The organism is Bradyrhizobium sp. WBOS07 (assembly GCF_024585165.1).
GTDB lineage: Bacteria > Pseudomonadota > Alphaproteobacteria > Rhizobiales > Xanthobacteraceae > Bradyrhizobium > Bradyrhizobium japonicum_B.
Genome location: NZ_CP029008.1, coordinates 2,585,166 through 2,610,077, shown reverse-complemented (window position 1 = coordinate 2,610,077; position 24,912 = coordinate 2,585,166). Strand labels below are relative to the sequence as shown.

The following is a 24,912-nucleotide window of genomic DNA, read 5'->3' as shown; positions in this document are numbered from 1 at the left end:
CTGAGTGAGGCGGCTTCACGCCGCCTCCATCAGCGGCGGCGCCTCATAGGTCTTGAAATGGTCGATCATGACCTTGGCGATGGCGACCAGCGGCAGCGCCAGGGCCAGGCCCCAGATTCCGAACACGACGCCGAGCAGGATCTGGAACGCGAATAGCGTGGCCGGCGGGATGTCCAGCGCCTGCCGCTGCAGGATCGGCGTCAGCACATAGCTCTCCATGGCGTGCACGCCCATGAAGAGCAGAAAGGCCGACAGGGCCGGAATCCAGCCCGAGGCGAGGCTTGCCAGCACCACGATGACGCCGGCGATGATGGCCCCGACGGTCGGAATGAAGGCCAGCAGGCCGGCCTGAATCCCCAGGATGAACGAGCCGGGGATGCCGATGAGGGCCAACCCGACCCAGGTCACCACGCCGACCGCGAGCATGACGATGATCTGCGCGATCAGCCAGCGCTCAAGGGTCTCGGCGATGCGGTCGATGACGAGGGTGACGCGGGTGCGGTGCCTGGCCGGCGCCAGGAACAACAGACCATCGTGATAGGCCGCCGGCTGGGCCGCGAAGGCGAAGCCCAGGAACAGCACGATGAAGATGTTGCCGACACCGTGGATGGTGCCGAGCAGCAGCTTGAAGGTCTGGCTCACGATCGCCCCGCCGCTGGAGGCCAGCGCGCCCGCGCCGGGTAAGGCACTGCGCGGGGGCGTCGCCGGCGAGGGGCTCGTCTCCGCCGGCGGACTGACCGCGGACTCGGCTCCGCCGTTGCCGAGATCGAAGAAGCTGGTGTCGAAGCCGTGGCTGTCCAGGAACGACCTGACATTGGCGAGCTGCGACTTGAGGGTCTTGCTCAGCAGCGAAGCCTGCTCGGCAATGGTGGCGCCGCCGAGATAGGCGACGCCGGCGAGCATCAGGGCCAGCGCGGTGCAGACGATGGCGAGCCGCACAGCATGCGGCAGAGGCACGCGGCGGCCGAGCGCGATCGTCAGTGCGTTGAGGCCGAGACCGAGCAGCATGCCTGTGAAGATCAGCAGCAAGGTGGCGGCGAAATACCAGGTGAAGGCGAGCAGCGCGGTGAACAGCACGACGCCGATGCCCCCGACCGAGACCGCCCAGGCGAGGTCGCCGCGGGAAAGGGAGCGTCCGTCTGCGGGTCTCGTCACGTCACATCTACTTTCTGGTTTCTGGCCTTGCGCCATGCCTGGGATGATCGACTGGGGAAGGGATTTGCCGGAAGAGCGCCCGGGAGCCAAGCGTTTTTGTGGAACCAAAGTCAAGGCGCCCGCTGGGCCACCGGCACGAAGTGTTCGGCGCGGATCATTCCGAACGATCAACCTGGGCGCGATGTGGAGGCCGAACGCCCTTGAGAAACAGGCTTCGTCCTGCTAATTCGCCTGTAGGAAAGGGCAGGTTTCATGGTCCAGATCTCTCGTCCGCTTCGGCCTGTCCCGATCGACGCGCTCAAGACTGGGGCAGATACCTATTCGAGCGCGATTGCGGACGCGCAGAACTACATGAACTGGGTCATCGACCAGTTCCGCCCTTATCTGCGGGGACAAATCGTCGAAATTGGATTTGGTCACGGGCACTACAGCAAGGCGCTGGGTGAGCTCGGGGATTATTGCGGCGTGGACCACGACCGCGACAGCGTCGAGCAGGCCACGCGGCAGATGCCCGGCCGCAAGTTTGCGGTCTGCGATATCCTGGTCCGGGATCAGTTGCGGTCGCTGTTTCCTGAAGGCGTCGATGCGGTCTTCACCATCAACGTGCTCGAGCACATCGAGGACGACGCGACCGCGATTGCCAACCTGGTCGATGTGCTGAAGCCGGGAGGTCATCTCCTGATCAGCGTGCCGGCCCTGATGCTGCTCTACAACGACCTCGATCGCCTGGCGGGACACTGCCGTCGCTACACCACGACGCGTCTGGCCGATCTGCTCAAGGATCAGCCGGTCGAGCTCGTCCGGCTGAGCTATTTCAATCCCATCGGCGGATTGGGCTGGCTTGCCAATCGCCTGAAGCGGCATCACTCGCTCAACGACGACGCCGTGAATGGGCAGATTGCATTGTTCGACAAATACATCGTGCCGCTGTCGCGGGCGCTCGATCCGCTTTCGCGAAGTTTCTTCGGGCAATCCGTTACCTGTATCGCACGTCGCTTATGATCTCAGTCATCATTCCCGCGCTCAACGAGCGCAACGGCATCGTTGAAACCATCGATCGGGGCAGGGCGGCTCTCGAGGGCGCTCAACTCACCCCCTACGAAATCGTCATCGTCGACGACGGGTCGGTCGATGGCACCGGCGCGCTCGCCGAACAGGCGGGCGCCAGGGTGATCAGGCATCCCCACAACATCGGCTATGGCCGCTCGCTGAAGGACGGAATTCGCGCCGCGTCCTACGACACGATCGTCATCAGCGACGCGGACGGCTCCTACCCGATGGAGGCGATCCCCCGACTTGTCGCCCGTTACAAGCAGGGTTTCGACATGGTCGTCGGCGCCCGGACCGGGCCCAATTACCGGGAGTCGATGTTGAAGTCGCCGCTGCGCGCAATCCTGAAGGCGATCGTCGAGTTCACCGCCAACCGCGACATTCCCGACATCAATTCCGGCCTTCGCGTGTTCGACAGGAAGGTTGCCATCTCCTATTTCGAGCATGTCAGCGACCTCTTCAGCTTCACGACGTCGCTGACGCTTGCCTACATGATGAACGCGAAGTTCGTCGACTACGTCGAGATCGACTACAGGGAGCGGATCGGCCGCTCCAAGGTGAACCTGTTCCGCGACTCCATCCGGACCCTGCAATACGTCCTGGAGGCCTGCACCTATTACAATCCGCTGAAGATCTTCGTGCTGCTGGCGATGATGTGCACGGCGCTCGCGGTGGTTTCCCTGATCGGCGGCATCGCGCTGCAGCTCGTCAGTGCCTTCGTCCTGGGCGTCGGCGCGATCCTGCTCAGCATCCTCGTCGTCGCCATGGGGCTGCTCGCGGTGCTTCTGAAGCAGATCATGAATCAGCGGCCATGACCTCCCTCGGCAGGGGAACGCAATGTGCGGCGTAGCCGGCATCTTTCATCGTGACGGCCGCGCCGCAGATCCGCGGGCGGTTGCGGCGATGTCGGCTGCGCTGGTCCATCGCGGTCCGGACGGGGAGGGCACCTGGCTGGAAGGACCCGTCGGCCTGGCTCATCGCCGCCTCGCCATCCGCGATCTCTCCGAGGGCGGCCATCAGCCGATGCTCGATGCCTCCGGTCGCATCGTCGTCACCTATAACGGCGAGATCTACAACGATCGCGAGCTGCGCAGCGAGCTCGAGCGATCCTTCGGTTTCCGCTTTCGCAGCAGCTGCGACACCGAAATCCTTCCCTACGCCTACCTCGCCTGGGGCGAAGCGATGTTCGAGCGGCTCGAAGGCTTTTTCGCCATCGGCCTGTGGGATCGCCGGGAACGCCGCCTGATCCTTGCGCGCGACGGCATCGGGATCAAGCCGCTGCATTATTTCGAGAGCGACGGCAGCGTGCTGTTTGCCAGCGAGATCAAGGGAATCACCGCCAGTGGCGAGGTCTCGGCGCAGATCGATCCCGTCGCGCTCCACACCTATCTCGCCGCGGGCCATACCGGCACGCGGCAGAGCCTGTTTCAGGACATCAAGCAGGTCCCGCCCGGCACGGCGATCTGTTTCACCGACCGGGAGCGGACCGAGCGGCGCTTCTGGCGGCCGGTGCGCGCGCCGGAGATCGACGACCTCGACGAAGCGGTCGTCCGGCTGCAATCGACCATCGAGACGGTGGTGAAGAGCCAGATGGTGAGCGACGTGCCGCTCGCCGTGCTCCAGAGCGGAGGTATCGACAGCTCGCTGATCAGCCTCACGCTCGGGCGGCTCGGCTTGAAGCCGCCCTTGTTCACGGCAGGCTTCAGCGAGAAGAGCCATGACGAAACGTCGGTCGCGCGGCAGATCGCCGCCGCCGCCGGCCTGCCGCTCAACGTCATCGATGGCGAAGCGGGCGAGGGGGCCGAGGCTGCGCTGCGGGCCGTGGTCTATCATTTCGACGGCCAATGCGCCGATACCGGCGCGCTCGGCTTCTATCACCTCGCCGGTGCGGTCCGGCGGCATTCCACCGTGGTGCTCTCGGGCGATGGCGGCGACGAGTTCTTTGCGGGATACGAAACCTACGCCGCGACCATGATGGCGGAGGGCGCGCGTCACCTGGTGCCGCGCCGCGTCGCAGGCCTGACCGGTCGCCTTGCCTATGCGTCCGTGCGCGGCAACGAGAAGCGGCTTCCGGTAGCCGCGCAACTCGCCCGCTTCGCGCTCGGTCTCGGCGACGGCGGCAGCAGCCCGCATCTGCAATGGCGGCGGCTCGTTCCCCGGTTTCTCGCCGAGAGAATCTATGGCCGCGGGATGGCCGATCTTGCATCGGCGGACCCGTTCGCGGAATACGCCGAGTATTATGCGGAGCCGCACGAGAAGGTGCTGGATCGGGCGCTGATCGCCGACCAGCGCTTCCACCTCCAGAGCGTTCTCACCAAGGTCGATGCCATGAGCATGGCGCATGGTCTCGAGGTGCGCGTTCCAATCCTCGACCGGCGCGTCATGGACCTCGCCGGCAGGCTCGACGTCTCGCTGCTCAATCCCTGGCCCAAGGGCGCGCCGAAATACGTGTTGCGCAAGCTGGCCGAGCGCCTGGGCATGCCGGCCGAGGCCGCATGGTCGCGCAAGCGCGGCTTCAACGTGCCGATCGCGCAATTGATGCGGCGCGGCGGATTGCGGCCGATCTGCGAACGGGTGCTCGACCGCGAAGCTGACGTCTTCGCGCCCTTGATGAAGCCGGACGCAATCCGGCAGCTGTGGAACGCGCATCGCGAAGCCAGCAGCGACAACGCATTTGCGCTCTGGCCGATCCTGACGCTGGGCATCTGGTTGACGGGGCTGGCAGCGCCGGCGCCGCGCCAGGCATGAGCGGCTAGGTGGACGCATGCCGGACCTGAAGGATCAGACGATCAGCGATTTTGGCGAGCAGTGGACCGCCTTCCGCGACAATCCCGGCTATTACGGCTCGGCCGATCTCCTTGCCGATCTGTTCGGTCCGCTGCTCGCCCTCGAAGACGTCGCGGGCAAGCGGATCGCCGACATCGGAAGCGGTACCGGACGCATCGTCAACATGCTGCTCGATGCGGGGGCGGCCCGCGTCGTTGCGGTCGAGCCGTCCGACGCCATGCGGGTCCTGAAGGACAATACGGCGGCGCGAGCCGACCGCATCGAGTATTTGCAGGCACCAGGCGACCGGTTGCCGCCCGATCTCGGGCTCGACTACGTGGTTTCGATGGGGGTCCTGCATCACATCCCCGAACCGGCCCCCGTGGTTCGCGCCGCATTCGCGGCCCTGCGTCCGGGAGGACGCTGCATCGTCTGGCTCTATGGCTACGAAGGCAACGAGACCTATTTGTCGCTCGCGATCCCGCTGCGCAAGCTCACGGTGCTGCTGCCGCACCGGTTGCTCGTGGTGCTGTCCCACGGCCTTGAATGGGCACTCACGGCCTATATCGGGCTGTGCCGGATCTTGCCGCTGCCGATGCGGTCCTACATGCGCTCGGTGCTTGCGAAGTTTCCCCGCAGCGTCCGCCGCTTGACCATCTACGACCAGCTCAATCCCGCTTACGCAAAATATTATACCCGCGCCGAGGCAGAAGCGCTGTTGTCGGATGGCGGATTTGGTGACGTCAGGCTCTACCATCGCCACGGCTATAGCTGGACGGTGTCCGGCACCCGCCCGGCGTGATCTGATCTTCCTGGCGCGGGGCCGCTGCCGCCTTCGCGCCGCCAGTGCATTTGGAGAATCGATTTGCCTGCTAGCGACATCGGGGGTGGGTGGGGGCCAAGTCGGAAGTGGCAGGCGCTCCTCGCACGGGCGAGCCGTATCACGTGGCTCGGGATCTGGGTCTGGGCCATCGGTCTTGCCCTGATGGTTCATCTGGCGTTTCTGGTGGCCTGGCCGGATCATTTCGTCCACGAGGATAGCGATGCCTATCTGGACGAAGCGCAGGCCATTCTGAACGGCCATTACATCGATAATACCGGGAAGCGGCCGTACGGCCTGGCGGTGTTCCTGGTGCTGCTGTCCAAGCTGTTCGGGCCGCATATCGTGGTCTTCGTCATCGTCCAGCATCTGATGAGCATCGGCACGGCTCTTCTCGTCGCCGCGACGGTGCGCTTTGCCGGTGCGCCCCGGATCCTGTCGGTCCTGGCCTTTCTGATCGCCGCGCTCTACGCGCGCACGGTTCACTACGACAACACGATCGGCGCCGAGAGCATCTCGAACTTTCTGGTCAGCCTTGCGGCCTTCCTCGCCGCAGGCATCGTCTTCAGGAACTGGTCGCCCTTTGTCGCCGCAGCGGCGCTCGGGGCAAGCCTGGGGGCCGTCATGACGTGCCGGTCGGCCGCGGTCGGACAAGCTGCGGTCATCCTGCTCTGGTTGGTCGTGGTGCTGGATGCCGGATGGCTCCGCCGACTGAGCGTGGTGGCGCTCGCAGGCGGCCTCGCCACGGCCGTGTACCTGATCCCCACGGCGGTGAATTACGCGATTGGAAAACGTCCGGCCGGCAGCGAAAGCGTGGCCGTTATGGCATTCGTGGTCGGCTATTCCGGCGACTTCGATCACGGGGTCCATCTCGACCGGAAAGCCAAGGCGCGGGCCTATGTCGAGCGGATGCGGGCACTGGATACGCCCACCGGCTGGTCCGACATCGTGGTCTATCAATGGCCCTTCGGCGCTCTGGAGGAGCTGAAGAAGCCGGGCGACACCCCGGAAGAATTCGAGAAGGTGGTTCGCGACATCTTCATCGAGACGCTGACGACACCGTCGACGCTGTACCGGCACATCAGCAAGCATTTTCTGCGCGAAATGTACTTCCTTCTGTTTGACGGCAATGGCGCGGCGCGGCGCGCCGTCAATCCGCAGGGCTACGAATTCTTCGTGCGCCGGGACGCCTATCCCATGTTTGGAAGCCCAACCGGGCTCAAATATCGGCGGCTGATCTACGACTATTACAAGCCTCACTGGCGGCTCGAGCGGTGGCTCTTGCCGTCGCCGGACTATGTGCAGGTGAAACTGGACCGTCTCCTGACGTTCGGCTACCAGCCGCGGCCGGATCTGGCCGATCTCTGGTACGGGCTGACCATATCGAGCGAGTATGATGAGCTTCCGGGACCGATCCGCTGGGTGTCCGCGGCAACCCTGATCCTCGCGGTCGTCCTGTTTGCAGGCGCCATCGGCGCCCGCTACGGATTCTTGCGCCCGCTCCCCCCTGGTCTGGTCGCCGGCGGCAGCCTGATGATCCTGCTCGCACTCGTCAGCCTCGCGTTTCCGGCGTTTCTGGTCTACGGCTTCAACCGCTACGCCTATTATGCCGTCCCGTTTCTGGGCGGCGCGAGCGCCATTCTGGCGGCGGTTCTGTTTGACCGGATCCGGCTTTTCGTCGCTGGAGCGTGGAAGCATCTGCGAGGTGGCCGGGCGGCCGGGGCGGCGGCATTTGCGCGAAAATAGCATTGCCGTCCCGCGATCCCTTCGGTTGAATTTGTTACATCCGGGGGGCATGTTACGGGAATCTTCTGACGGAGAGGCGCGGAACGACAGATGAGAAAGCCGGTCGTCGGCGTGATCGGGAACGCCCATCGCGTCGAAAATCGATTTCAGGTCCAGATGGTGGGCGAGCGAAACTTGCGCGCCGTGGCCGAGGTCTCCGGCGGCTTGCCGGTGATGTTCGCGGGCTCGCCCGACATCACCGATATCGCGGCATTGCTCGACACGGTGGACGGCATCATCCTCACCGGCGCCCGGGCCAACGTGCATCCGACCCGCTTCAACGTCGACCCCTGCGAGAAGCACGAGCCCTACGACATCCACCGCGACGAGGTGGCGCTGGCCCTTTCGGTCGCCTGCGTATCCCGCGGCATCCCGCTGTTTGGCATCTGCCGCGGCCTGCAGGAGATGAACGTTGCCTTCGGCGGCTCGCTGCATCCCGAGATCCGCGAAATTCCCGGCCGCATGAACCATCGCATGCCCCGGCTCGAGAATGGCGAGATCCATCCCGATCCGACCGTCGTGTTCGCCGACCGCCACGATGTCGACCTGACGCCGGGCGGGGCGTTCGCGAGAATCCTCGGTTGCGAGAAGATCAGGGTCAATTCGCTGCACGGCCAGGGCATTCTCGATCCCGGCAAGCGCGTTCTGATCGAGGGCGTCGCCGAGGACGGCACCATCGAGGCGATCCGGATCGCGGAAGCCCCGAGCTTCGCGCTCGGCGTGCAATGGCATGCCGAATACGATCCCCAGCACAATCCGATCAACCGCAAGCTGTTCGAGGCGTTCGGCGAGGCCCTGGTCGCGCGGCAGAAGGCGGCGGCGTAGCGGACGCTCGACGGGAAAGGGGCGCACTCCCGCCGCGCCGTCATTGCGAGCGCAGCGAAGCAATCCAGACTGCCTCTGCGGTGGGACTCTGGATTGCTTCGCTGCGCTCGCAATGACGGAATATGGGTGACAACTTGCCTCTCCAACTGACGCGGTCATTCCCCGCGCAGGCGGGGAATCCAGTACGCCGCGGCTTCTCGGTTCGATCACGGGCTTTTCTGGAATACTGGATCGCCCGCCTTCGCGGGCTATGACAGCGAGTGCGTGGTTGCAGACGCGCCTTCGCATCCCCGCGGCTTCTTTCGCCCGAGCTTTGCTGTTCGTTTCGCCCCATGAAAGGCCAAAGGGCGCAGGGAATGCCGGGCGCCGGCGCACCCGCAGGTCCGTGGGCGTAAGAACGCACACGGGGTGGACCACAGGTGTGCCGGTCGCCCGGCCTTCCCTGCGCGGATGGTTTTAACGGTGTCCTTCGTGCTCTCCTCGGGGAGCGTTGCACTATTGCCCCCGTTGCCTTGCGGCTGATCGATGCGCGCGCCGGTTGGCGCCGCATCACCGCGAGATTTGACGCCAGAACCCCGGGCGTCGGGACCACACGACTTCTCCGTCCGCGGACGTTCCTGCCTCAGCATCTGGGGCCCGATGTGCGCGCCCCCGACCATCAACAGAAACGCTGTGACCGCGCCGTGTCGTAGCGTGCTGCGCATGACTCAACGGTCGCCCGTCCCTGTCACCGCCTGTCGCGCCGGCGCTACCGCGTCCACCGCACCCCAACCCGCATCTCGTGACGATCGCGAAGCGCCCCTTTGGCAGGGCCGGGATGAGTGCTCTATGCCACAAAACCGAAATTCGGGAAAGTGGAATATTTTTGAAGGGAGGGCTTGACCCGGGTGTTTTGCCCGACGCCTCGCGTGTTTGGGGTATCCTGCGGGCTGGACATCAATGCGAGAGCGTTGCGACATAGGCTTTGGTCGGATCGGCGTAACCCTTGAGACGCAAGCTGCGCTGCTCGGCCGAAATGCCCGTCGATGCGTCGTCCCAGACCGCCGGGCTGACGACCATCTCGCCGCCTTTTGCCGCTGCCACCAGCCGCGCGCAGAAGTTCATGGGGTCTCCGAGCGCGGCAAACTGGTAGTTGCCGTCCTCCACGCCGATCGAGCCGACAAAGGTCTTGCCGGCGTGCACGCCGACGCCGATGGACAGCCACGGGCCCGCGGGATCGTCATGTCCGGTCGCGCGCAGAAGCGCAAGCCCGGCCTTGACCGCGAGCCGACGGTAGTCGCTGCCTGAAATACCGGGAGGAAAAATTCCGATCACCTCGTCGCCGACCATCTTGTCGACCACGGCATTGGTCTCGGCGAACACGTCGGTCGCCACCCGGAAGAAGCGCTGCATCAGCGCGGCAAAGCCGGTTGGACCGATGCGCGCAGCCAGCTCGGTCGATCCGCGCACGTCGGCATAGAGCATCGCGATCTCGATCTCGGCGCCGCCGCGCTCCTTGGCGAGCACCGTCTCGCACTGCTCGCAGATGTGCGGATTGCGCCGCCACGGCCGAAAGCCCGCAAGCCGCAAGGCCGGCGCGGTGAAGCCGTCGAAACCCACGCAACAGAGCCGGCAGCGTTTGTCCGCGGTCGGCGACAGCATGCGCATCACCGCGCGGCCGCGACGGAGTGAGGGGTGCTCGCCGGACAGCATCTGCTGCCAGAATGCGTTGCGATCCTGTTTGTCCCTGGGGTCCGACATCTAACTTCTCGTTCGATCGCCCGAAGTTAGTCCCCTGCATCGTAGTCCGTCGGCGGGAAGCCGGCAACGACGCTTGCGCGCCATCGCCGTGGCTCGGTTGCTCGCGATCTGCGATTGCTTCACCGGGCTGCGATGATGTGCAGTTGTACCGGGGCCGGTTGAACAGGCTACCTACTCGCCGAGGCAGGGTTGTTTCCTCGGGATTGGGCAGGAGATCGCAGCAGCGGCGGTGACTTTGGCGAATCTGCGTGAGCGTTGCGAACAGTCGGCGGATTACGCCTTCGGCTAATCCGCCCTACGGGACTGCGCCATGTGTTTCGAGTAAACCAATCGGTAGGAATTGGTCCGCCCTGATTTTTGCGGCTCTGATTTGTTCTTTGAGAACGAAGTGGAGTCAGATGCAGAACGAAAGCTGACGCGTCCGAGATGCGAGCTGCACGGCTGCGACGCGGACGAAGCGCAGGCGCGCCAGCCGAGCGTCCGGCTTCAGCTCGTGCCTGAGTTCAATGTCGCTGAAACGAAAAGGCGCTCCCTTTCGGAAGCGCCTTTTGCTTGTCGCGGACAGTTCGGGCCGCTTAGCCCGAATAGTACATCTCGAACTCGACCGGATGCGGGGTCATCTCGAAGCGGGCGACCTCGGTCATCTTCAGCTCGATATAGGCGTCGATGAAGTCGTCGTCGAACACGCCGCCGGCCTTGAGGAAGCCGCGGTCCTTGTCGAGGTTCTCGAGCGCCTCGCGAAGCGAGCCGCACACCGTCGGGATCTGCTTCAGCTCTTCCTTCGGCAGGTCGTAGAGGTCCTTGTCCATCGCCGGACCCGGATCGATCTTGTTCTTGATGCCGTCGAGGCCGGCCATCAGCATCGCGGCGAAGCCGAGATAGGGATTGGCCATCGGATCGGGGAAGCGCACCTCGACGCGCTTGGCCTTGGGCGAAGCGGTGTAGGGGATGCGGCAGGAGGCCGAGCGGTTGCGCGCGGAATAGGCGAGCAGCACGGGAGCCTCATAGCCCGGGACCAGACGCTTGTAGGAGTTGGTCGAAGGGTTGGTGAAGGCGTTGATCGCCTTGGCGTGCTTGATGATGCCGCCGATGTAGTGCAGGCAGGTCTCCGACAGGTCGGCATATTTGTTGCCGGCGAACACCGGCTTGCCGTCCTTCCAGATCGACTGGTGCACGTGCATGCCCGAGCCGTTGTCGCCGAAGATCGGCTTCGGCATGAAGGTGGCGGTCTTGCCGTAGATGTGCGCGACCTGGTGGATGCAGTACTTGTAGATCTGCATGTGGTCGGCCATCAGCGTCAGCGTGTCGAACTTCATGCCGAGCTCGTGCTGGGCGGAAGCGACCTCGTGGTGATGCTTCTCGACCTTGACGCCCATCTTGGCCATGGCGCCGAGCATCTCCGAGCGCATGTCCTGCACCGAATCCTGCGGCGGAACGGGGAAGTAGCCGCCCTTGGTGCGGATGCGGTGACCGAGATTGCCGCCTTCATATTCGGTGTCGGAATTGGTCGGCAGCTCCGAGGAGTCGAGCCGGAAACCGGTCTTGTAGGGCTCGGCGGAATAGCGCACGTCGTCGAACACGAAGAACTCGGCTTCGGGGCCGACGAACACGCTGTCGCCCACGCCCATCGACTTCACCATGGCCTCGGCCTTCTTGGCGATGCCGCGGGGGTCGCGGTTGTAGGGCTCGCCGGTGGTCGGCTCGAGCACGTCGCAGGTGATGACCATGGTGGTCTCGGCGAAGAACGGGTCGATCGTCGCGGTGACCGGGTCGGGCATCAGGCACATGTCGGACTCGTTGATCGCCTTCCAGCCGGCGATCGAGGAGCCGTCGAACATCGTCCCTTCGGCGAAGATGTCTTCATCGATCATGCTGACGTCGAACGTCACATGCTGCCACTTGCCGCGCGGATCGGTGAAGCGCAGGTCGACGTACTTGACGTCGTTGTCCTTGATCGATTTCAGGACGTCTTTGGCGGTCTTCATGCATACCCCTTTTGGCTCTGCGGGTCGGTTTCCAGATGAGCAAATTGTTCTCGCTGAGGGCGAGTTTTGCGCGACCGCACAAACGAAATCAGGCCGCCGAAGCAGCCTTCATTCTAGTCGGAGTGTCGCAAAATTCGGGATAGCACCCGGCTCAGATAGCGTCCAGCCCGGATTCGCCGGTTCGGATGCGGATCGCCTCTTCGATGTTGGAGACGAAGATCTTACCGTCGCCGATGCGCCCGGTTTGCGCGGCGCGGCGGATCGCGTCGATGGCGCGCTCGACCAGATCGTCGCCGATCACGATCTCGATCTTCACCTTGGGCAGGAAGTCGACGATGTATTCTGCGCCGCGGTACAGCTCGGCGTGCCCCTTCTGCCGGCCAAAGCCCTTGGCCTCGGTCACGGTGATGCCCTGAAGGCCGACTTCCTGCAGCGCTTCCTTCACCTCGTCGAGCTTGAATGGCTTGATGATGGCTTCGATTTTCTTCACTGCGCGCCTCCGGCCTTTCGATCAAATCGCAACGTCTTCGTCAGGATGCGCTTCTCTAACGCACGATCTTGTCTTCGCTATGCCGGAAGTCCTGACCTGTCCGGCACCAACGGCCGGCGACACCCTGAAAATGCCAGTGAGCACGACGAACCGAAGCGGCTTCCTCGAAAGCAGGGTCTATGCCAAGTTGCAAATGCCCTGATTATTGGAGCGTTATCAGCCTTTTAACGAGCATCTCTGAATGGTGGCGCCGACTTGCACAAAATACCGAAGACTACGAAATAGGCAAACGGTTCAATATGTGTGCAGATCGTTGTTCCCCACGTCGCATCCGCGCCGAAGGTGCCTGCTGAAAAGGCGATTGTACTAGGGAAGTGGCATGGAAGTTCTGAGCAACGCCGAAATGCAGCGCGCGGACCAGCTCACCATCGCGGCCGGCACGCCCGGTTTCAAGCTGATGCTGAGCGCGGGCCAGGCGGTCGCCGAGGCCGCCCAGGCACTGGTGGAGGAGGGGCCGATCCTGATCGTGGCCGGTCCCGGCAACAATGGCGGTGACGGCTTTGTCGCAGCCGCCGAGCTCGCCGCCCAGGGCCGCGAGGTCTCGGTGATCCCGATGTGCGAGCGCGACCAGCTCCAGGGCGATGCCGCCTCCGCCGCGCGCGGCTGGAAGCACCCGGTGCTCCCGTTCAATCCGCAGGCGATCGGAAGGCCTGCGCTGATCATCGATGCGCTGTTCGGTGCGGGACTCAGCCGCCCCGTCGATGGCGAGGCGCGCGCGATGATCGAGGCGATCAACGCCAACGGTGCCCCGGTGCTCGCGGTCGACCTGCCGAGCGGCATCAACGGCACCAGCGCGGCCGTAATGGGCGCTGCGGTAAACGCCACCGAGACCGTCACCTTCTTCCGCAAGAAGCCGGCGCATTTGCTGCTGCCGGGCCGGATGCATTGCGGCCGCGTGCGCGTCGCCGACATCGGCATCGACGCGCAGGTGCTGGACGAGATCGCCCCGCAGACCTTCGAGAACAGTCCGGAGGTCTGGGGCGCCGCCTTTCCGCTGCCGCGCATCGACGGCCACAAATACGCGCGCGGGCACGTGCTGGCAGTCTCCGGCGATGCGGCCGCGACCGGGGCCGCGCGGCTCGCCGCGCGGGGCGCGCTGCGGGCAGGGGCGGGCCTGGTGACGCTGGCGAGCCCGCGCGATACGCTCGCGATCAACGCGGCGGCGCTGACTGCGGTGATGGTTCGCCCCGTCGACACCGTCGTCGAATTCGGCGAGCTGCTCGCCGACAAGCGCTACGGCACCTGCATCATCGGTCCCGGCGCGGGCATCGGTGAGCGCACCTGCGATCTCGTCCATACCGCGCTGAGCGCGCAGCGCCATCTGGTGCTCGATGCCGATGCGTTGACCAGCTTTGCCGCGACCCCCGAGCGCCTGTTCGAATCGATCAAGTCCTCACAGGACAATGCCGTGGTGCTGACACCGCACGAAGGCGAGTTTCCACGCCTGTTCTCGGACCTCAGCAACAAGTTCCCGGGCCGTTCCAAGCTGGAGCGAGTGCGCGCCGCCGCCGAGCGGTCCGGCGCCGTCGTGCTGCTGAAGGGGCCCGACACCACGATCGCTGCCCCCGACGGCCGCGCCACCATCGCCGCCAACGCGCCGCCCTGGCTCGCCACCGCCGGCGCCGGTGACGTGCTGTCCGGCATCATCGCAGGCCTGTTGGCCCAGGGCGTGCCGGCGTTCGAGGCCGCGAGCATGGGCGTCTGGATGCATGGCGAGGCGGCAAGCGAAGCCGGGCCGGGACTGATCGCGGAGGATCTCACCGAGACGCTGCCGGCGGTGCACCGGCGAATCTACTCCGCGCTGGGGGTGGAGTACTGAGCGTTCACTCCACGGCGTACCAGCGCACTAGCCGCGGCGCGGCCCAGTCGGTGGCGACGGATTCGAGCAACCATCGGCCGGGCGCCGTCGCCGCGAAGGCGACGCGCTCGGTCTTGCCGGGCTCGATCGCGAGCGTGTCGAGCCAATAGGGCTTCCAGCCGTCGTCGAGCCTGTCGAGCAGGCGGAAGGGATGGCCGTGCAGGTGGAACACGTTGGTGACAGCGCCGGGGTTGCTCAGGGCCAGCACGACGGTGCGGCCGGTTCTGGCCCTGAAGGCGGGTGCGGAAGCCGTGGAGAAGTTCGCCGGCCGGGCCCAGCCGGCATTGGCGGCGCCGGGCGCGACATCGAACCGCAGGGCGCCTTTCAGATCGAGCTTCTCGGGCAGGTCGTTCGGAGCGAGCGGCTGCGGCGGCGCCAGCGGAACGCGCCGCGCCAGCTGGTCTGAGATCTTGAGGCTGCCGACCCGGTGCGCCGCCTTGCCGTCGTGCAGCAGGAACTGGGCTGATGCAGCCGCATCCACGACGGCGTCGGCGCGTGCGCCGGGCGCCAGCACCAGGGCGCCGTTGCGCGCCGAAAACGGCTCGGCGGGCTGTCCGTCCAAGGCCAGCACGCGGACGTCGTGGCTTTCCAGTTTGATAGCCAGAACAGTGCGTTGCGAGCCGTTGATAAAGCGCAGCCGCAGCCGTTGGTGGACCTGGGCTGAGAGTTCGAATGAAGTCTGACCATTGATCGTATAGGCCGGCGTCGCGTCCTTCGGGTCCTGGCCCGGCGGGACGGCGGTGCCATCGGGGCGCAGGCGCCATTCCTCGATCAAGAGCACCTCGTCACGGTCGACGACGGCCGGGCTGGTCTCGGCCGCGACGATCGCGAGCGGGCGTGCCGGCTGCTTCAAGCCGTCCTCGAACAGGCGGAAGTCGGCCAGCAAGGTCCCGGCATGAGGTATTGAAATAATTGATGTTTCGACCGCGTTCGGGGGCGCGGGCGCGCGTCCCCGCAGCGGATCGGCCGGAACGGGACCATTGAGGCCGTACCAGACTGGCGCAAGCGGCACAGCAAGGTCGTTTCGAAACACCACTTCTCAGCGGTCGCCGCGCTTGAGCCGGACGTCCCGGAGATGGCTGACGGCGGCGAGCTCCCAGACCGGTGTGGCCGGCTGCCCCGATCTGAGAGCCAGCGTTGACGCCCTAGCCTGGAGGGCAAGCTGGGCAGTCACTGGCGGGGTTGCTCCGCCTGCGATCAAAGCGGCCGCGGAGGCGCCAAGCCCGGCCAGAACCTCGCGCCGATTGGGGTCAAAGATCCGCGGTTTCATGCGGCAATCCGGACCACGCCGTGCTGGATAAGTCCAGCCATCGTGCCTACTTGAAGCCTGCCTCCATCAGACCATTTTTTTGCTGCGAACAGTCAGGCACATGCTATAAGCCCGGCCGCCCGCGGCATCGCGGCCGGTCTTGATGCAACTTCACGCGGGCGTGGCGGAACTGGTAGACGCGCTGGATTTAGGTTCCAGTGACGAAAGTTGTGGGGGTTCGAGTCCCTCCGCCCGCACCAAGCGCTTATCGCGTTTGCACGGATTACGAGGGCCTGCTTTCGCGCGGATGTCTGTCCGCTGAAGCCGGTCCGATGCAGCACCGGCGTCGAGGGTTTGCCTCGCGCCGGATCGATTAATGACAGCGTCCCGACGCATGCGCGCCGGGACCGAACGAGAAGAAGATTGGACGCCATGCAGGTCACAGAGACCCTCTCGGAAGGTTTGAAGCACGAGTTCAAGATCAGCGTTCCCGCGTCTGATCTCGACGCCAAGGCCGGCGCCAAGCTCGTCGACCTCAAGGACAAGGTCCGCATCAACGGCTTCCGTCCCGGCAAGGTACCGGTCTCGCACCTGAAGAAGGTCTACGGCCGCTCGGTGATGGCCGAGACCATCGACCAGACCATCCGCGACACCAACACGCAGCTGTTCTCCGAGCGCGGCTTCCGCCTTGCGACCGAGCCGAAGATCACCATGCCGAGCGAGCAGGCCGAGGTCGAGGAGCTGCTGAGCGGCAAGACCGATCTGACCTACACGGTCGCGATCGAGGTGGTGCCGGCGATCGCGCTCGCCGACTTCAAGACCTTCGAGGTCGAGAAGCCCGTCGCCGAAGTCACCGAGGCCGACGTCAACGAGGCGATCAAGCGCATCGCCGACAGCAACCGTACCTATGCCGCGAAGGCCGAGGGCGCCAAGGCCGAATCCGGCGACCGCGTCACCATCAACTTCAAGGGCACCATCAACGGCGAAGTCTTCGAGGGCGGCACCGGCGAGGGCATCCAGGTCGCGATCGGCTCCAACACCTTCATCCCGGGCTTCGAGGAGCAGCTGATCGGCATCGGCGCCGGCGAGACCCGCACGCTGAAGGTGTCGTTCCCGCAGAACTATATGAGTGACAAGCTCGCCGGCCAGCCGGCCGAGTTCGAGACCACCGCGACCTTGATCGAGGCGCCGCAGGACGTTGCGATCGACGACGAGTTCGCCAAGACGCTTGGCCTGGAATCGCTGGACAAGCTGAAGGAAGCCGCGCGCGAGCGTCTGGTTGCCGAGTTCGCGACCGCGACGCGCCAGCGCGTCAAGCGCGCCTTGCTCGACCGGCTCGACGAAGCGCATCGCTTCGAGGCGCCGCCCTCGCTGGTGGACGAAGAGTTCAATCTGATGTGGAACTCGGTCAAGGCCGAGATGGCCTCCGCCGGCAAGACCTTCGCCGACGAGGACACCACTGAAGACAAGGCCCAGGAAGAGTACCGCAAGATCGCCGACCGCCGCGTGCGGCTTGGCCTTGTGCTCTCCGAGATCGGCGAGAAGAACAAGATCACCGTGACGGATGACGAGGTCGGCCGCGCCGTGATCGAGCGCGCGCGCTCGATGCCGGGCCGCGAGAAGGAGGTCTGGGACTATTACCGCAGCAACGCCCAGGCGTTGGCCCAGCTCCGTGCACCGATCTATGAGGACAAGGTCGTCGACTTCATCCTCGAGCTCGCCAACGTGACCGAGAAGAAGGTCTCGCGCGAGGATCTCTACAAGGACGACGAGGCGGAAAAGACTGCGGCCTGAGGGCTCCAAAGCGTTTTCAAGCGAAGTGGACACCGGTTCGCGTCGAGAAAACGCGTCAAAACCAAACCCAGAGTCCCGTTCCGACGTCATCGGGATGGGGCTCTGAAACAGCCATCTGTTAAGGATGATCAGCGAAGGGGCCCAGCTAGCCAGATGGCCGGCTGGGCCTCTTTGTGCGAATCAGCTTCAACTGCCCGACGGATTAAGCCTTAATGCGCGCCGCACTTGTCAGAAGCGAATTGGGCTATATCTGTCGGTACGCCTTCTACCCTACCAAGTTCCTGCATCACAGGACGTCCATTCGCCCTTCCGGCAGTTCCAGCTGGCAAGCCTTGCCCGGCGATGGCCGTCTCCGAAAACCCTAGGTGACTCATGCGCGATCCGGTTGAAACCTACATGAACCTCGTGCCCATGGTGGTCGAGCAGACCAACCGTGGCGAGCGCGCCTACGACATCTTCTCGCGCCTCCTCAAGGAGCGCATCATCTTCGTGACCGGCCCGGTCGAGGACGGCATGTCGACGCTGATCGTCGCGCAGCTCCTCTTCCTCGAAGCGGAAAATCCGAAGAAGGAAATCTCGATGTACATCAACTCGCCGGGCGGCGTGGTGACGTCGGGCCTTGCGATCTACGACACCATGCAGTTCATCCGCCCGCCGGTCTCGACGCTGTGCACGGGGCAGGCCGCCTCGATGGGCTCGCTGCTGCTCTGCGCCGGCGAGAAGGACATGCGCTTCTCGCTGCCGAACGCGCGCATCATGGTGCACCAGCCCTCCGGCGGCTTCCAGGGCCAGGCCACCGACATCATGCTGCACGCCCAGGAAATCCTGAACCTGAAGAAGCGGCTCAACGAGATCTACGTGAAGCACACCGGCCAGACCTACAAGTCGATCGAGGATGCGCTGGAACGCGACAAGTTCCTGACGGCGAACGACGCCAAGGAGTTCGGCCTGGTCGACAAGGTCATCGACAAGCGCGCCGAGGAAGCCGCGCCGGCGAAGACACAGTAACACTACCGGGGTGACGGCGATCCCTCGGCAACCCCTGAGGAGATCGCCTGTCGCCTTCAGGTGGCGTTCACGCTATGGACGCATATGCGCGCTGCAAAATGCGTTTTTCCGCCCTGCGACAGGCAGAAGGTTCCGCTTTCGTGCCTGTTTTTCGTGGCAATCCAGCAACGCCGTGGTGATTTCGGTCACTTCGCCCATGCCAAGACCGGAAATCACGGTATTGTCACGGGTAGCCGGCGACCCCCGATTAGCGAATTCTTGATAGTCGGGTGACAGCATGGTTGGCTACGATTGATCGGCTATGATCGCGGGGAATCGAACGACCGTGATTCGCACGGGATGTAATGCGTAGGGTCTTTTTTGGTACGGAATTTGCTCTACTTAAGCTTCATGCCGACCATCGTGTCGGAATGAAGCGATCGAGCGGAACGGGATCGAACCGCGGACGGAGACATGAATGAGTAAGGTCGGCACGAGCGACTCCAAGAACACGCTATATTGCTCGTTCTGCGGCAAGAGCCAGCACGAAGTCCGCAAACTGATCGCGGGTCCCACGGTCTTCATCTGCGACGAGTGCGTCGAGCTCTGCATGGACATCATCCGCGAGGAGAACAAATCCTCGCTGGTCAAGTCGCGCGACGGCATTCCGACGCCGAAGGAAATCTGCAAGGTCCTGGACGACTACGTGATCGGCCAGAGCCATGCGAAGAAGGTGCTGTCGGTCGCGGTGCACAATCACTACAAGCGCCTCAACCACCAGACCAAGCACAACGATGTCGAGCTCGCGAAGTCGAACATCCTGCTGATCGGTCCGACCGGTTCGGGCAAGACGCTGCTCGCGCAGACGCTCGCCCGTATCCTGGACGTGCCGTTCACCATGGCGGATGCGACGACGCTGACCGAGGCCGGCTATGTCGGTGAGGACGTCGAGAACATCATCCTGAAGCTGCTCCAGGCTGCCGACTACAATGTCGAGCGGGCCCAGCGCGGCATCGTCTACATCGACGAAATCGACAAGATCAGCCGTAAGTCCGACAATCCCTCGATCACGCGCGACGTGTCGGGTGAGGGCGTGCAGCAGGCGCTGCTGAAGATCATGGAAGGCACGGTGGCGTCGGTTCCCCCGCAGGGCGGCCGCAAGCATCCGCAGCAGGAGTTCCTGCAGGTGGATACCACCAACATCCTGTTCATCTGCGGCGGCGCGTTCGCGGGCCTGGAGAAGATCATCTCCGCGCGCGGACGGTCAACCTCGATCGGTTTCGCGGCCCAGGTGATGGCGCCGGAAGACCGCCGGACCGGCGAGATCTTCCGTCACGTCGAGCCTGAGGACCTGCTGAAGTACGGCCTCATCCCCGAGTTCGTCGGCCGTCTTCCGGTCGTGGCGACGCTCGAGGATCTCGACGAGACCTCGCTGAAGAAGATCCTCACCGAGCCGAAGAACGCGCTGGTGAAACAGTACCAGCGGCTATTCGAGATGGAGAACATCGAGCTGACCTTCGCCGACGAGGCGCTTGGCGCGGTCGCCCGCAAGGCGATCGAGCGCAAGACCGGCGCGCGCGGCCTGCGTTCGATCCTCGAAGCGATCCTGCTCGAGACCATGTTCGACCTGCCGGGCCTGGAAGGTGTGGAGGAGGTCGTGATCTCCCGCGAGGTCGTGGAAGGCACGGCGCGTCCGCTCTACATCTACGCCGATCGGTCCGATCGCGCCGTCGAGAACGCCAGCGCCTGATCTAGGCGTTGAACGCTCCAATCGTCTCCTCAAGTCGGGCTGCGGAAGAATATCTCCGCAGCCGGTGTTGCGTCGCTTACCGCGTTGCGTAAGCGCCTGATGGCGCGCGTTTTTCAATGACTTGACACCCCCCGGGTCGATAGCCACCTAATGTCGGCGGCGAGCGAAAATTCTCTTCCAGATTCGCCTCAGTTCCGATCCGGCGAGCCGGTCCAACTCGTAACAGGACCGACCGGCCTTGCGGATCACCTCGGCACCTTGTGGCGGTTGCGCATAGGCATGGCGGGCTGCGTGCAAGGGGGCAAAGCAAAAGGAAAAGGCCATGACTAATCCAAAACCCCGGCCAACCATCGTCCATGGCGAAACGCACGCCTATCCTGTGCTGCCGCTGCGCGACATCGTCGTCTTCCCGCACATGATCGTTCCGCTCTTCGTCGGCCGCGAGAAGTCGATCCGCGCGCTCGAAGAGGTGATGAAGAACGACGCGCTGATCATGCTCGCGACGCAGAAGAACGCGTCCGACGATGATCCGGCGCCCGACGCCATTTACGAGACCGGTACGCTCGCCAGCGTGCTGCAGCTCTTGAAGCTTCCCGACGGCACCGTGAAGGTGCTGGTCGAAGGGCTCGAGCGTGCGCGCGTGTCGAAATACACCGATCGCGTCGATTATTACGAAGCGACGGCCGTCGCGCTTGCCGACACTGATGCGAAGTCGGTCGAGGCGGAGGCGCTGGCCCGCTCGGTCGTGTCCGACTTCGAGAGCTATGTGAAGCTCAACAAGAAGATCTCGGCCGAGGTCGTCGGCGTCGTGCAGGCGATCACTGATTTCGCCAAGCTCGCCGACACCGTTGCCTCGCATCTCGCAGTCAAGATCGCCGATCGCCAGGGCATCCTGGAGACGCTGTCCGTCACCACGCGCCTGGAGAAGGTGCTGGGCCTGATGGAGAGCGAGATCTCGGTGCTGCAGGTCGAAAAGCGCATCCGCTCGCGCGTCAAGCGCCAGATGGAGAAGACCCAGCGCGAGTATTATCTCAACGAGCAGATGAAGGCGATCCAGAAGGAACTCGGCGACGACGACGGTCGCGACGAGCTCGCCGATCTCGAAGAGAAGATCTCCAAGACCAAGCTCTCCAAGGAAGCGCGCGAGAAGGCGCAGCATGAATTGAAGAAGCTGCGCCAGATGTCGCCGATGTCCGCGGAAGCGACCGTCGTGCGCAACTATCTGGATTGGCTGCTGTCGATCCCGTGGAACAAGAAGTCCAAGGTGAAGAAGGACCTGGAGCAGGCGCAAGCCATCCTGGACTCCGATCATTACGGGCTCGAGAAGGTCAAGGAACGCATCGTCGAGTATCTCGCGGTGCAGTCGCGCGCCAACAAGTTGACGGGCCCGATCCTGTGCCTCGTCGGGCCCCCCGGCGTCGGCAAGACCTCGCTCGGCAAGTCGATCGCGAAGGCGACGGGGCGCGAATTCGTGCGCGTCTCGCTCGGCGGCGTGCGCGACGAGGCCGAGATCCGCGGTCACCGCCGCACCTATATCGGTTCGATGCCCGGCAAGATCATCCAGTCGATGCGGAAGGCGAAGTCGTCCAACCCGCTGTTCCTGCTGGACGAGATCGACAAGATGGGCGCCGATTTCCGCGGCGATCCGTCGTCCGCCTTGCTCGAGGTGCTCGACCCCGAGCAGAACGGGACGTTCAACGACCACTATCTCGAGGTCGATTACGATCTGTCCAACGTGATGTTCATCACCACCGCGAATACGCTCAATATTCCGGGACCGCTGATGGACCGCATGGAGATCATCCGGATCGCGGGCTACACCGAAAACGAGAAGGTCGAGATCGCGCGCAAGCATCTGATCCCGAACGCGGTGTCCAAGCATGGCCTGGACTCCAAGGAGTTCTCGATCGACGACGACGCGCTGCTGCTGCTGATCCGCCGCTACACCCGCGAAGCGGGCGTGCGCAACCTGGAGCGTGAGCTCTCCACACTCGCCCGCAAGGCGGTGAAGGAGCTGATGATCTCCAAGAAGAAGTCGGTCAAGGTCACCGAGAAGACTCTGGAAGAGCTGCTCGGCGTGCCGAAGTATCGCTTCGGCGAGATCGAGAGCGAGCCGCAGGTCGGCATCGTCACGGGCCTTGCCTGGACCGACGTCGGCGGCGAGCTGTTGACGATCGAAGGCGTCATGATGCCCGGCAAGGGCAAGATGACGGTCACCGGCAATCTGCGCGACGTGATGAAGGAGTCGATCTCGGCGGCGGCATCCTATGTCCGCTCGCGCGCGATCAACTACGGCATCGAACCGCCGATGTTCGACCGCCGCGACATCCACGTGCATGTGCCGGAAGGCGCGACACCGAAGGACGGTCCGTCCGCGGGCGTGGCGATGGCCACCGCGATCATCTCGGTCATGACCGGCATCCCGGTCCGGCACGATGTCGCGATGACCGGCGAGATCACGCTGCGCGGCCGCGTGCTGCCGATCGGCGGCCTGAAGGAGAAGCTGCTGGCTGCGGCCCGCGGCGGCATCAAGACGGTGCTGATCCCCGAGGACAACGCCAAGGATCTCACGGAGATTTCCGATGCGATCAAGGGCGGCATGGAGATCATCCCGGTCTCCCGCCTCGACGACGTCATCGCCAAGGCCTTGGTGAAGAAGCCGACGCCAATCGTCTGGGAAGAGGACACCAAGGTGACGGTGAAGCCCGATGGCGACGAGGCCGCCGGCGGTCTGACCGCTCACTGAGTGTGTGGCTCGAAAAGATGATAAAACGGCGCCTTCGGGCGCCGTTTTTATTTGGGGCAAGGAGAGAGGGGCGATGCAGATCGACGGGCAATGCCATTGCGGCAAGATCGCCTATCAAGCCGAGATCGACCCCGAAGCCGTATCGGTTTGCAATTGCACCGATTGCCAGACCCTGACCGGCTCGCCGTTCCGCGTGACCGCCATCTGTGCGGGGGCCGACGTCCGCCTGACCCGCGGCACGCCAAAAATCTACGGCAAGCGCGGCGACAACGGCCGGATGCGCTTCCAGCACTTCTGCGCCGATTGCGGTTCCCCGCTGTTCACCAGCGGTGAGGGCGACCAGGCCGACGATTGGGGCATCCGCTGGGGCTCGATCCGCCAGCGCGACCAGCTGCGCCCGGTCCGGCAGATCTGGTGCCAGTCGGCCGCGGTGTGGATCGACGCGGTGCCGCTGCTGCCGGGGCGGCCGCAGGATTGAGCCTGGAATGACGTTCCGCGCTTGCCCGTCCGGGGCCTGGGAGGCTAAAGAGGCGGCGAGGGCGGTTAGCTCAGCTGGTTAGAGCATCTCGTTTACACCGAGAGGGTCCGCGGTTCGAATCCGTGACCGCCCACCAGCATTCATCCCGTTGCGTCGGGTCACCCGATCGGCAAATCCTGGCGCGCGACGTCGCCGCTGCGCTCTGTGGCCTTGTATCCGCCTCGTGCCATTGCCGGCTGCCATTGCCGAAGCCAGCCGATCGGATCGGTCAGGAAACGGGTCAGCGGCTTGATGGTGGGTTTTTCGACCAGCGCGTAGACCAGCCAGGCGACGGCAGCGAGGAATGCGGGAAGCACGAACGCGCGGATCAGCATGTCGCCCGCGGAGTCACGGCCCACTTGCGCCCAGTGCAGGATCATCATCCCGACGTCCTGATGAATCAGATAGAGCGGATAGCTGATGACGCCGATGAAGGCGAGGGCGCTCGACCACCGTGGCAGAAGGTGGTCATACCGCGCGGCAAGATAGACGGCGGCCGTGCCAAACCACAGCAGCAGCGACCGGTACAGCTCGATCTGGGCGGACGGCTGCTTGACGCCCATCTTCAGGTGATAGAGCTCCACCGAGAACGCCACGACGATGCCCGCGATCGCCTCCCTGGTGCGTCCCCTGACGAGGGCAGCCACGCTCATGCCGGCGATGAAGAACGGAAAGAAGTCGTTGGAGGTGTAATAGTCCGTGCTGGTGGTCACCGTCCGGAAGATGGTCACCGCGCACAGCAGTGCCAGCAGCCGCTGCTTGAGCCCCAGCACCATCATCAGGAAGCAGAAGAAGTAGAATTGAAACTCGATCTGCAACGACCAATAGGCACCGTCGGGCAGGTTATAGTTCACCTGCAGGACGTTGAGCGTCGGAAGCGCGATCAGCGTATAGACGTAGTGGATCCATTTCAGCCCGCGGCCGGGCTCGACCAGCTCGGGCGCCAGAAACTTGAACAGCGTCGTCAGGAAGCCGCAGACGATCAGCGCGGGAAGCAGGCGGCCGAGCCGCTTGGCATAGAAGTGCCAGGCCGTTTGCGATGTCTCGGCGCTGAACGCGATGCAATAGCCGCTGATGATGAAGAACAGCAGCACGCCGAACGTGCCCCGGTTGAAAGCCTGCAGCGGGACAAAATGGTAGAGCAGCACCCAGATGATGGAGATGGCGCGCAGGCAATCGATGCCGACCGATCGTTCGGATTTCAAAGGGTTTCCTCAGGTTTCCAAAGTTAGAACAGTGGCTTCCCATTGTGTCAACTCTGGACCCCGTGCTCGCGCCGGTCCGGTGCCGACTGCGCGCGACGGCGGCGGCACTTAGATCGTCTCGCCGGAATTG

At 64.2% G+C, this 24,912-nt stretch carries 17 protein-coding genes, 2 tRNA genes and 1 pseudogene; 14 read left to right on the top strand and 6 right to left on the bottom strand.

Features of this window, described 5'->3' with window-relative positions; translation table 11 throughout:
• Positions 1 to 15: 15 nt before the first annotated feature.
• Positions 16 to 1,155, bottom strand: coding sequence for an AI-2E family transporter (locus DCM79_RS12255; protein WP_028136035.1), 1,140 nt, complete (start codon positions 1,153 to 1,155; stop codon positions 16 to 18).
• Between the two features lie 252 nt (positions 1,156 to 1,407).
• On the opposite strand from DCM79_RS12255, the gene DCM79_RS12250 reads away from it, so the two are divergent.
• The 6 genes from DCM79_RS12250 to DCM79_RS12225 all read left to right on the top strand — a co-directional run bounded on the left by DCM79_RS12250 (position 1,408) and on the right by DCM79_RS12225 (position 8,401).
• Positions 1,408 to 2,157: a bifunctional 2-polyprenyl-6-hydroxyphenol methylase/3-demethylubiquinol 3-O-methyltransferase UbiG gene (locus tag DCM79_RS12250; protein ID WP_257180058.1), complete on the top strand. Its 750-nt coding sequence runs from the start codon at positions 1,408 to 1,410 to the stop codon at positions 2,155 to 2,157.
• Positions 2,154 to 3,020 (top strand): glycosyltransferase family 2 protein, encoded by an 867-nt coding sequence (locus DCM79_RS12245; protein ID WP_257180057.1) that lies wholly within the window; start codon positions 2,154 to 2,156, stop codon positions 3,018 to 3,020. The genes DCM79_RS12250 and DCM79_RS12245 overlap by 4 nt, the downstream gene beginning before the upstream one ends.
• A 22-nt stretch (positions 3,021 to 3,042) precedes the next feature.
• Entirely contained in the window at positions 3,043 to 4,953 is a 1,911-nt protein-coding gene (gene asnB / locus DCM79_RS12240) for an asparagine synthase (glutamine-hydrolyzing) (RefSeq protein WP_257180056.1), read from the top strand.
• A gap of 16 nt (positions 4,954 to 4,969) precedes the next feature.
• Positions 4,970 to 5,773 carry a class I SAM-dependent methyltransferase gene (locus DCM79_RS12235; RefSeq protein WP_257180055.1) on the top strand — a complete coding sequence of 268 codons (804 nt, stop codon included), beginning with the start codon at positions 4,970 to 4,972 and terminating at the stop codon, positions 5,771 to 5,773.
• Positions 5,774 to 5,956: 183 nt separating this feature from the next.
• On the top strand, positions 5,957 to 7,537 hold the full coding sequence (locus tag DCM79_RS12230) for a hypothetical protein (RefSeq protein ID WP_257180054.1): 1,581 nt from the start codon (positions 5,957 to 5,959) through the stop codon (positions 7,535 to 7,537).
• Between the two features lie 90 nt (positions 7,538 to 7,627).
• Positions 7,628 to 8,401 carry a gamma-glutamyl-gamma-aminobutyrate hydrolase family protein gene (locus DCM79_RS12225; protein ID WP_028136040.1) on the top strand — a complete coding sequence of 258 codons (774 nt, stop codon included), beginning with the start codon at positions 7,628 to 7,630 and terminating at the stop codon, positions 8,399 to 8,401.
• Between the two features lie 936 nt (positions 8,402 to 9,337).
• On the opposite strand, the gene DCM79_RS12220 is transcribed toward DCM79_RS12225, so the two are convergent.
• From DCM79_RS12220 to DCM79_RS12210, 3 genes are all read right to left on the bottom strand, one after another.
• Positions 9,338 to 10,141, bottom strand: coding sequence for an adenylate/guanylate cyclase domain-containing protein (locus tag DCM79_RS12220; RefSeq protein WP_257180053.1), 804 nt, complete (start codon positions 10,139 to 10,141; stop codon positions 9,338 to 9,340).
• A gap of 575 nt (positions 10,142 to 10,716) precedes the next feature.
• Positions 10,717 to 12,126 (bottom strand): type I glutamate--ammonia ligase, encoded by a 1,410-nt coding sequence (gene glnA, locus DCM79_RS12215; RefSeq protein WP_100179304.1) that lies wholly within the window; start codon positions 12,124 to 12,126, stop codon positions 10,717 to 10,719.
• Between the two features lie 151 nt (positions 12,127 to 12,277).
• Positions 12,278 to 12,616, bottom strand: coding sequence for a P-II family nitrogen regulator (locus DCM79_RS12210; RefSeq protein ID WP_007603495.1), 339 nt, complete (start codon positions 12,614 to 12,616; stop codon positions 12,278 to 12,280).
• 379 nt (positions 12,617 to 12,995) lie between these two features.
• Between DCM79_RS12210 and DCM79_RS12205 the strand changes: the two genes are divergently transcribed.
• A complete protein-coding gene (locus DCM79_RS12205; protein WP_257180052.1) occupies positions 12,996 to 14,495 on the top strand; it encodes an NAD(P)H-hydrate dehydratase in 1,500 nt (499 codons plus the stop codon).
• Between the two features lie 4 nt (positions 14,496 to 14,499).
• Here the strand turns inward: DCM79_RS12205 and DCM79_RS12200 are convergent.
• A pseudogene (locus DCM79_RS12200) lies at positions 14,500 to 15,804 on the bottom strand (multicopper oxidase domain-containing protein).
• A 154-nt stretch (positions 15,805 to 15,958) separates the two neighbouring features.
• On the opposite strand from DCM79_RS12200, the gene DCM79_RS12195 reads away from it, so the two are divergent.
• The 7 genes from DCM79_RS12195 to DCM79_RS12165 all read left to right on the top strand — a co-directional run bounded on the left by DCM79_RS12195 (position 15,959) and on the right by DCM79_RS12165 (position 23,674).
• Positions 15,959 to 16,043 (top strand) — tRNA-Leu (locus DCM79_RS12195).
• A 172-nt stretch (positions 16,044 to 16,215) separates the two neighbouring features.
• The gene (gene tig, locus DCM79_RS12190) at positions 16,216 to 17,577 is read left to right on the top strand and encodes a trigger factor (protein WP_257180051.1); all 1,362 of its coding nucleotides are present in this window, start codon (positions 16,216 to 16,218) and stop codon (positions 17,575 to 17,577) included.
• 372 nt (positions 17,578 to 17,949) lie between these two features.
• On the top strand, positions 17,950 to 18,585 hold the full coding sequence (locus tag DCM79_RS12185; protein ID WP_128917433.1) for an ATP-dependent Clp protease proteolytic subunit: 636 nt from the start codon (positions 17,950 to 17,952) through the stop codon (positions 18,583 to 18,585).
• A gap of 457 nt (positions 18,586 to 19,042) precedes the next feature.
• The gene (gene clpX, locus DCM79_RS12180; RefSeq protein ID WP_018320118.1) at positions 19,043 to 20,314 is read left to right on the top strand and encodes an ATP-dependent Clp protease ATP-binding subunit ClpX; all 1,272 of its coding nucleotides are present in this window, start codon (positions 19,043 to 19,045) and stop codon (positions 20,312 to 20,314) included.
• Positions 20,315 to 20,636: 322 nt separating this feature from the next.
• Positions 20,637 to 23,060 carry an endopeptidase La gene (gene lon, locus DCM79_RS12175; RefSeq protein WP_257180050.1) on the top strand — a complete coding sequence of 808 codons (2,424 nt, stop codon included), beginning with the start codon at positions 20,637 to 20,639 and terminating at the stop codon, positions 23,058 to 23,060.
• Between the two features lie 73 nt (positions 23,061 to 23,133).
• Positions 23,134 to 23,538 carry a GFA family protein gene (locus DCM79_RS12170; RefSeq protein ID WP_257180049.1) on the top strand — a complete coding sequence of 135 codons (405 nt, stop codon included), beginning with the start codon at positions 23,134 to 23,136 and terminating at the stop codon, positions 23,536 to 23,538.
• A 59-nt stretch (positions 23,539 to 23,597) separates the two neighbouring features.
• Positions 23,598 to 23,674 (top strand) — tRNA-Val (locus DCM79_RS12165).
• Between the two features lie 22 nt (positions 23,675 to 23,696).
• On the opposite strand, the gene DCM79_RS12160 is transcribed toward DCM79_RS12165, so the two are convergent.
• Positions 23,697 to 24,782 (bottom strand): acyltransferase, encoded by a 1,086-nt coding sequence (locus DCM79_RS12160; RefSeq protein WP_257180048.1) that lies wholly within the window; start codon positions 24,780 to 24,782, stop codon positions 23,697 to 23,699.
• Between the last annotated feature and the right edge of the window lie 130 nt (positions 24,783 to 24,912).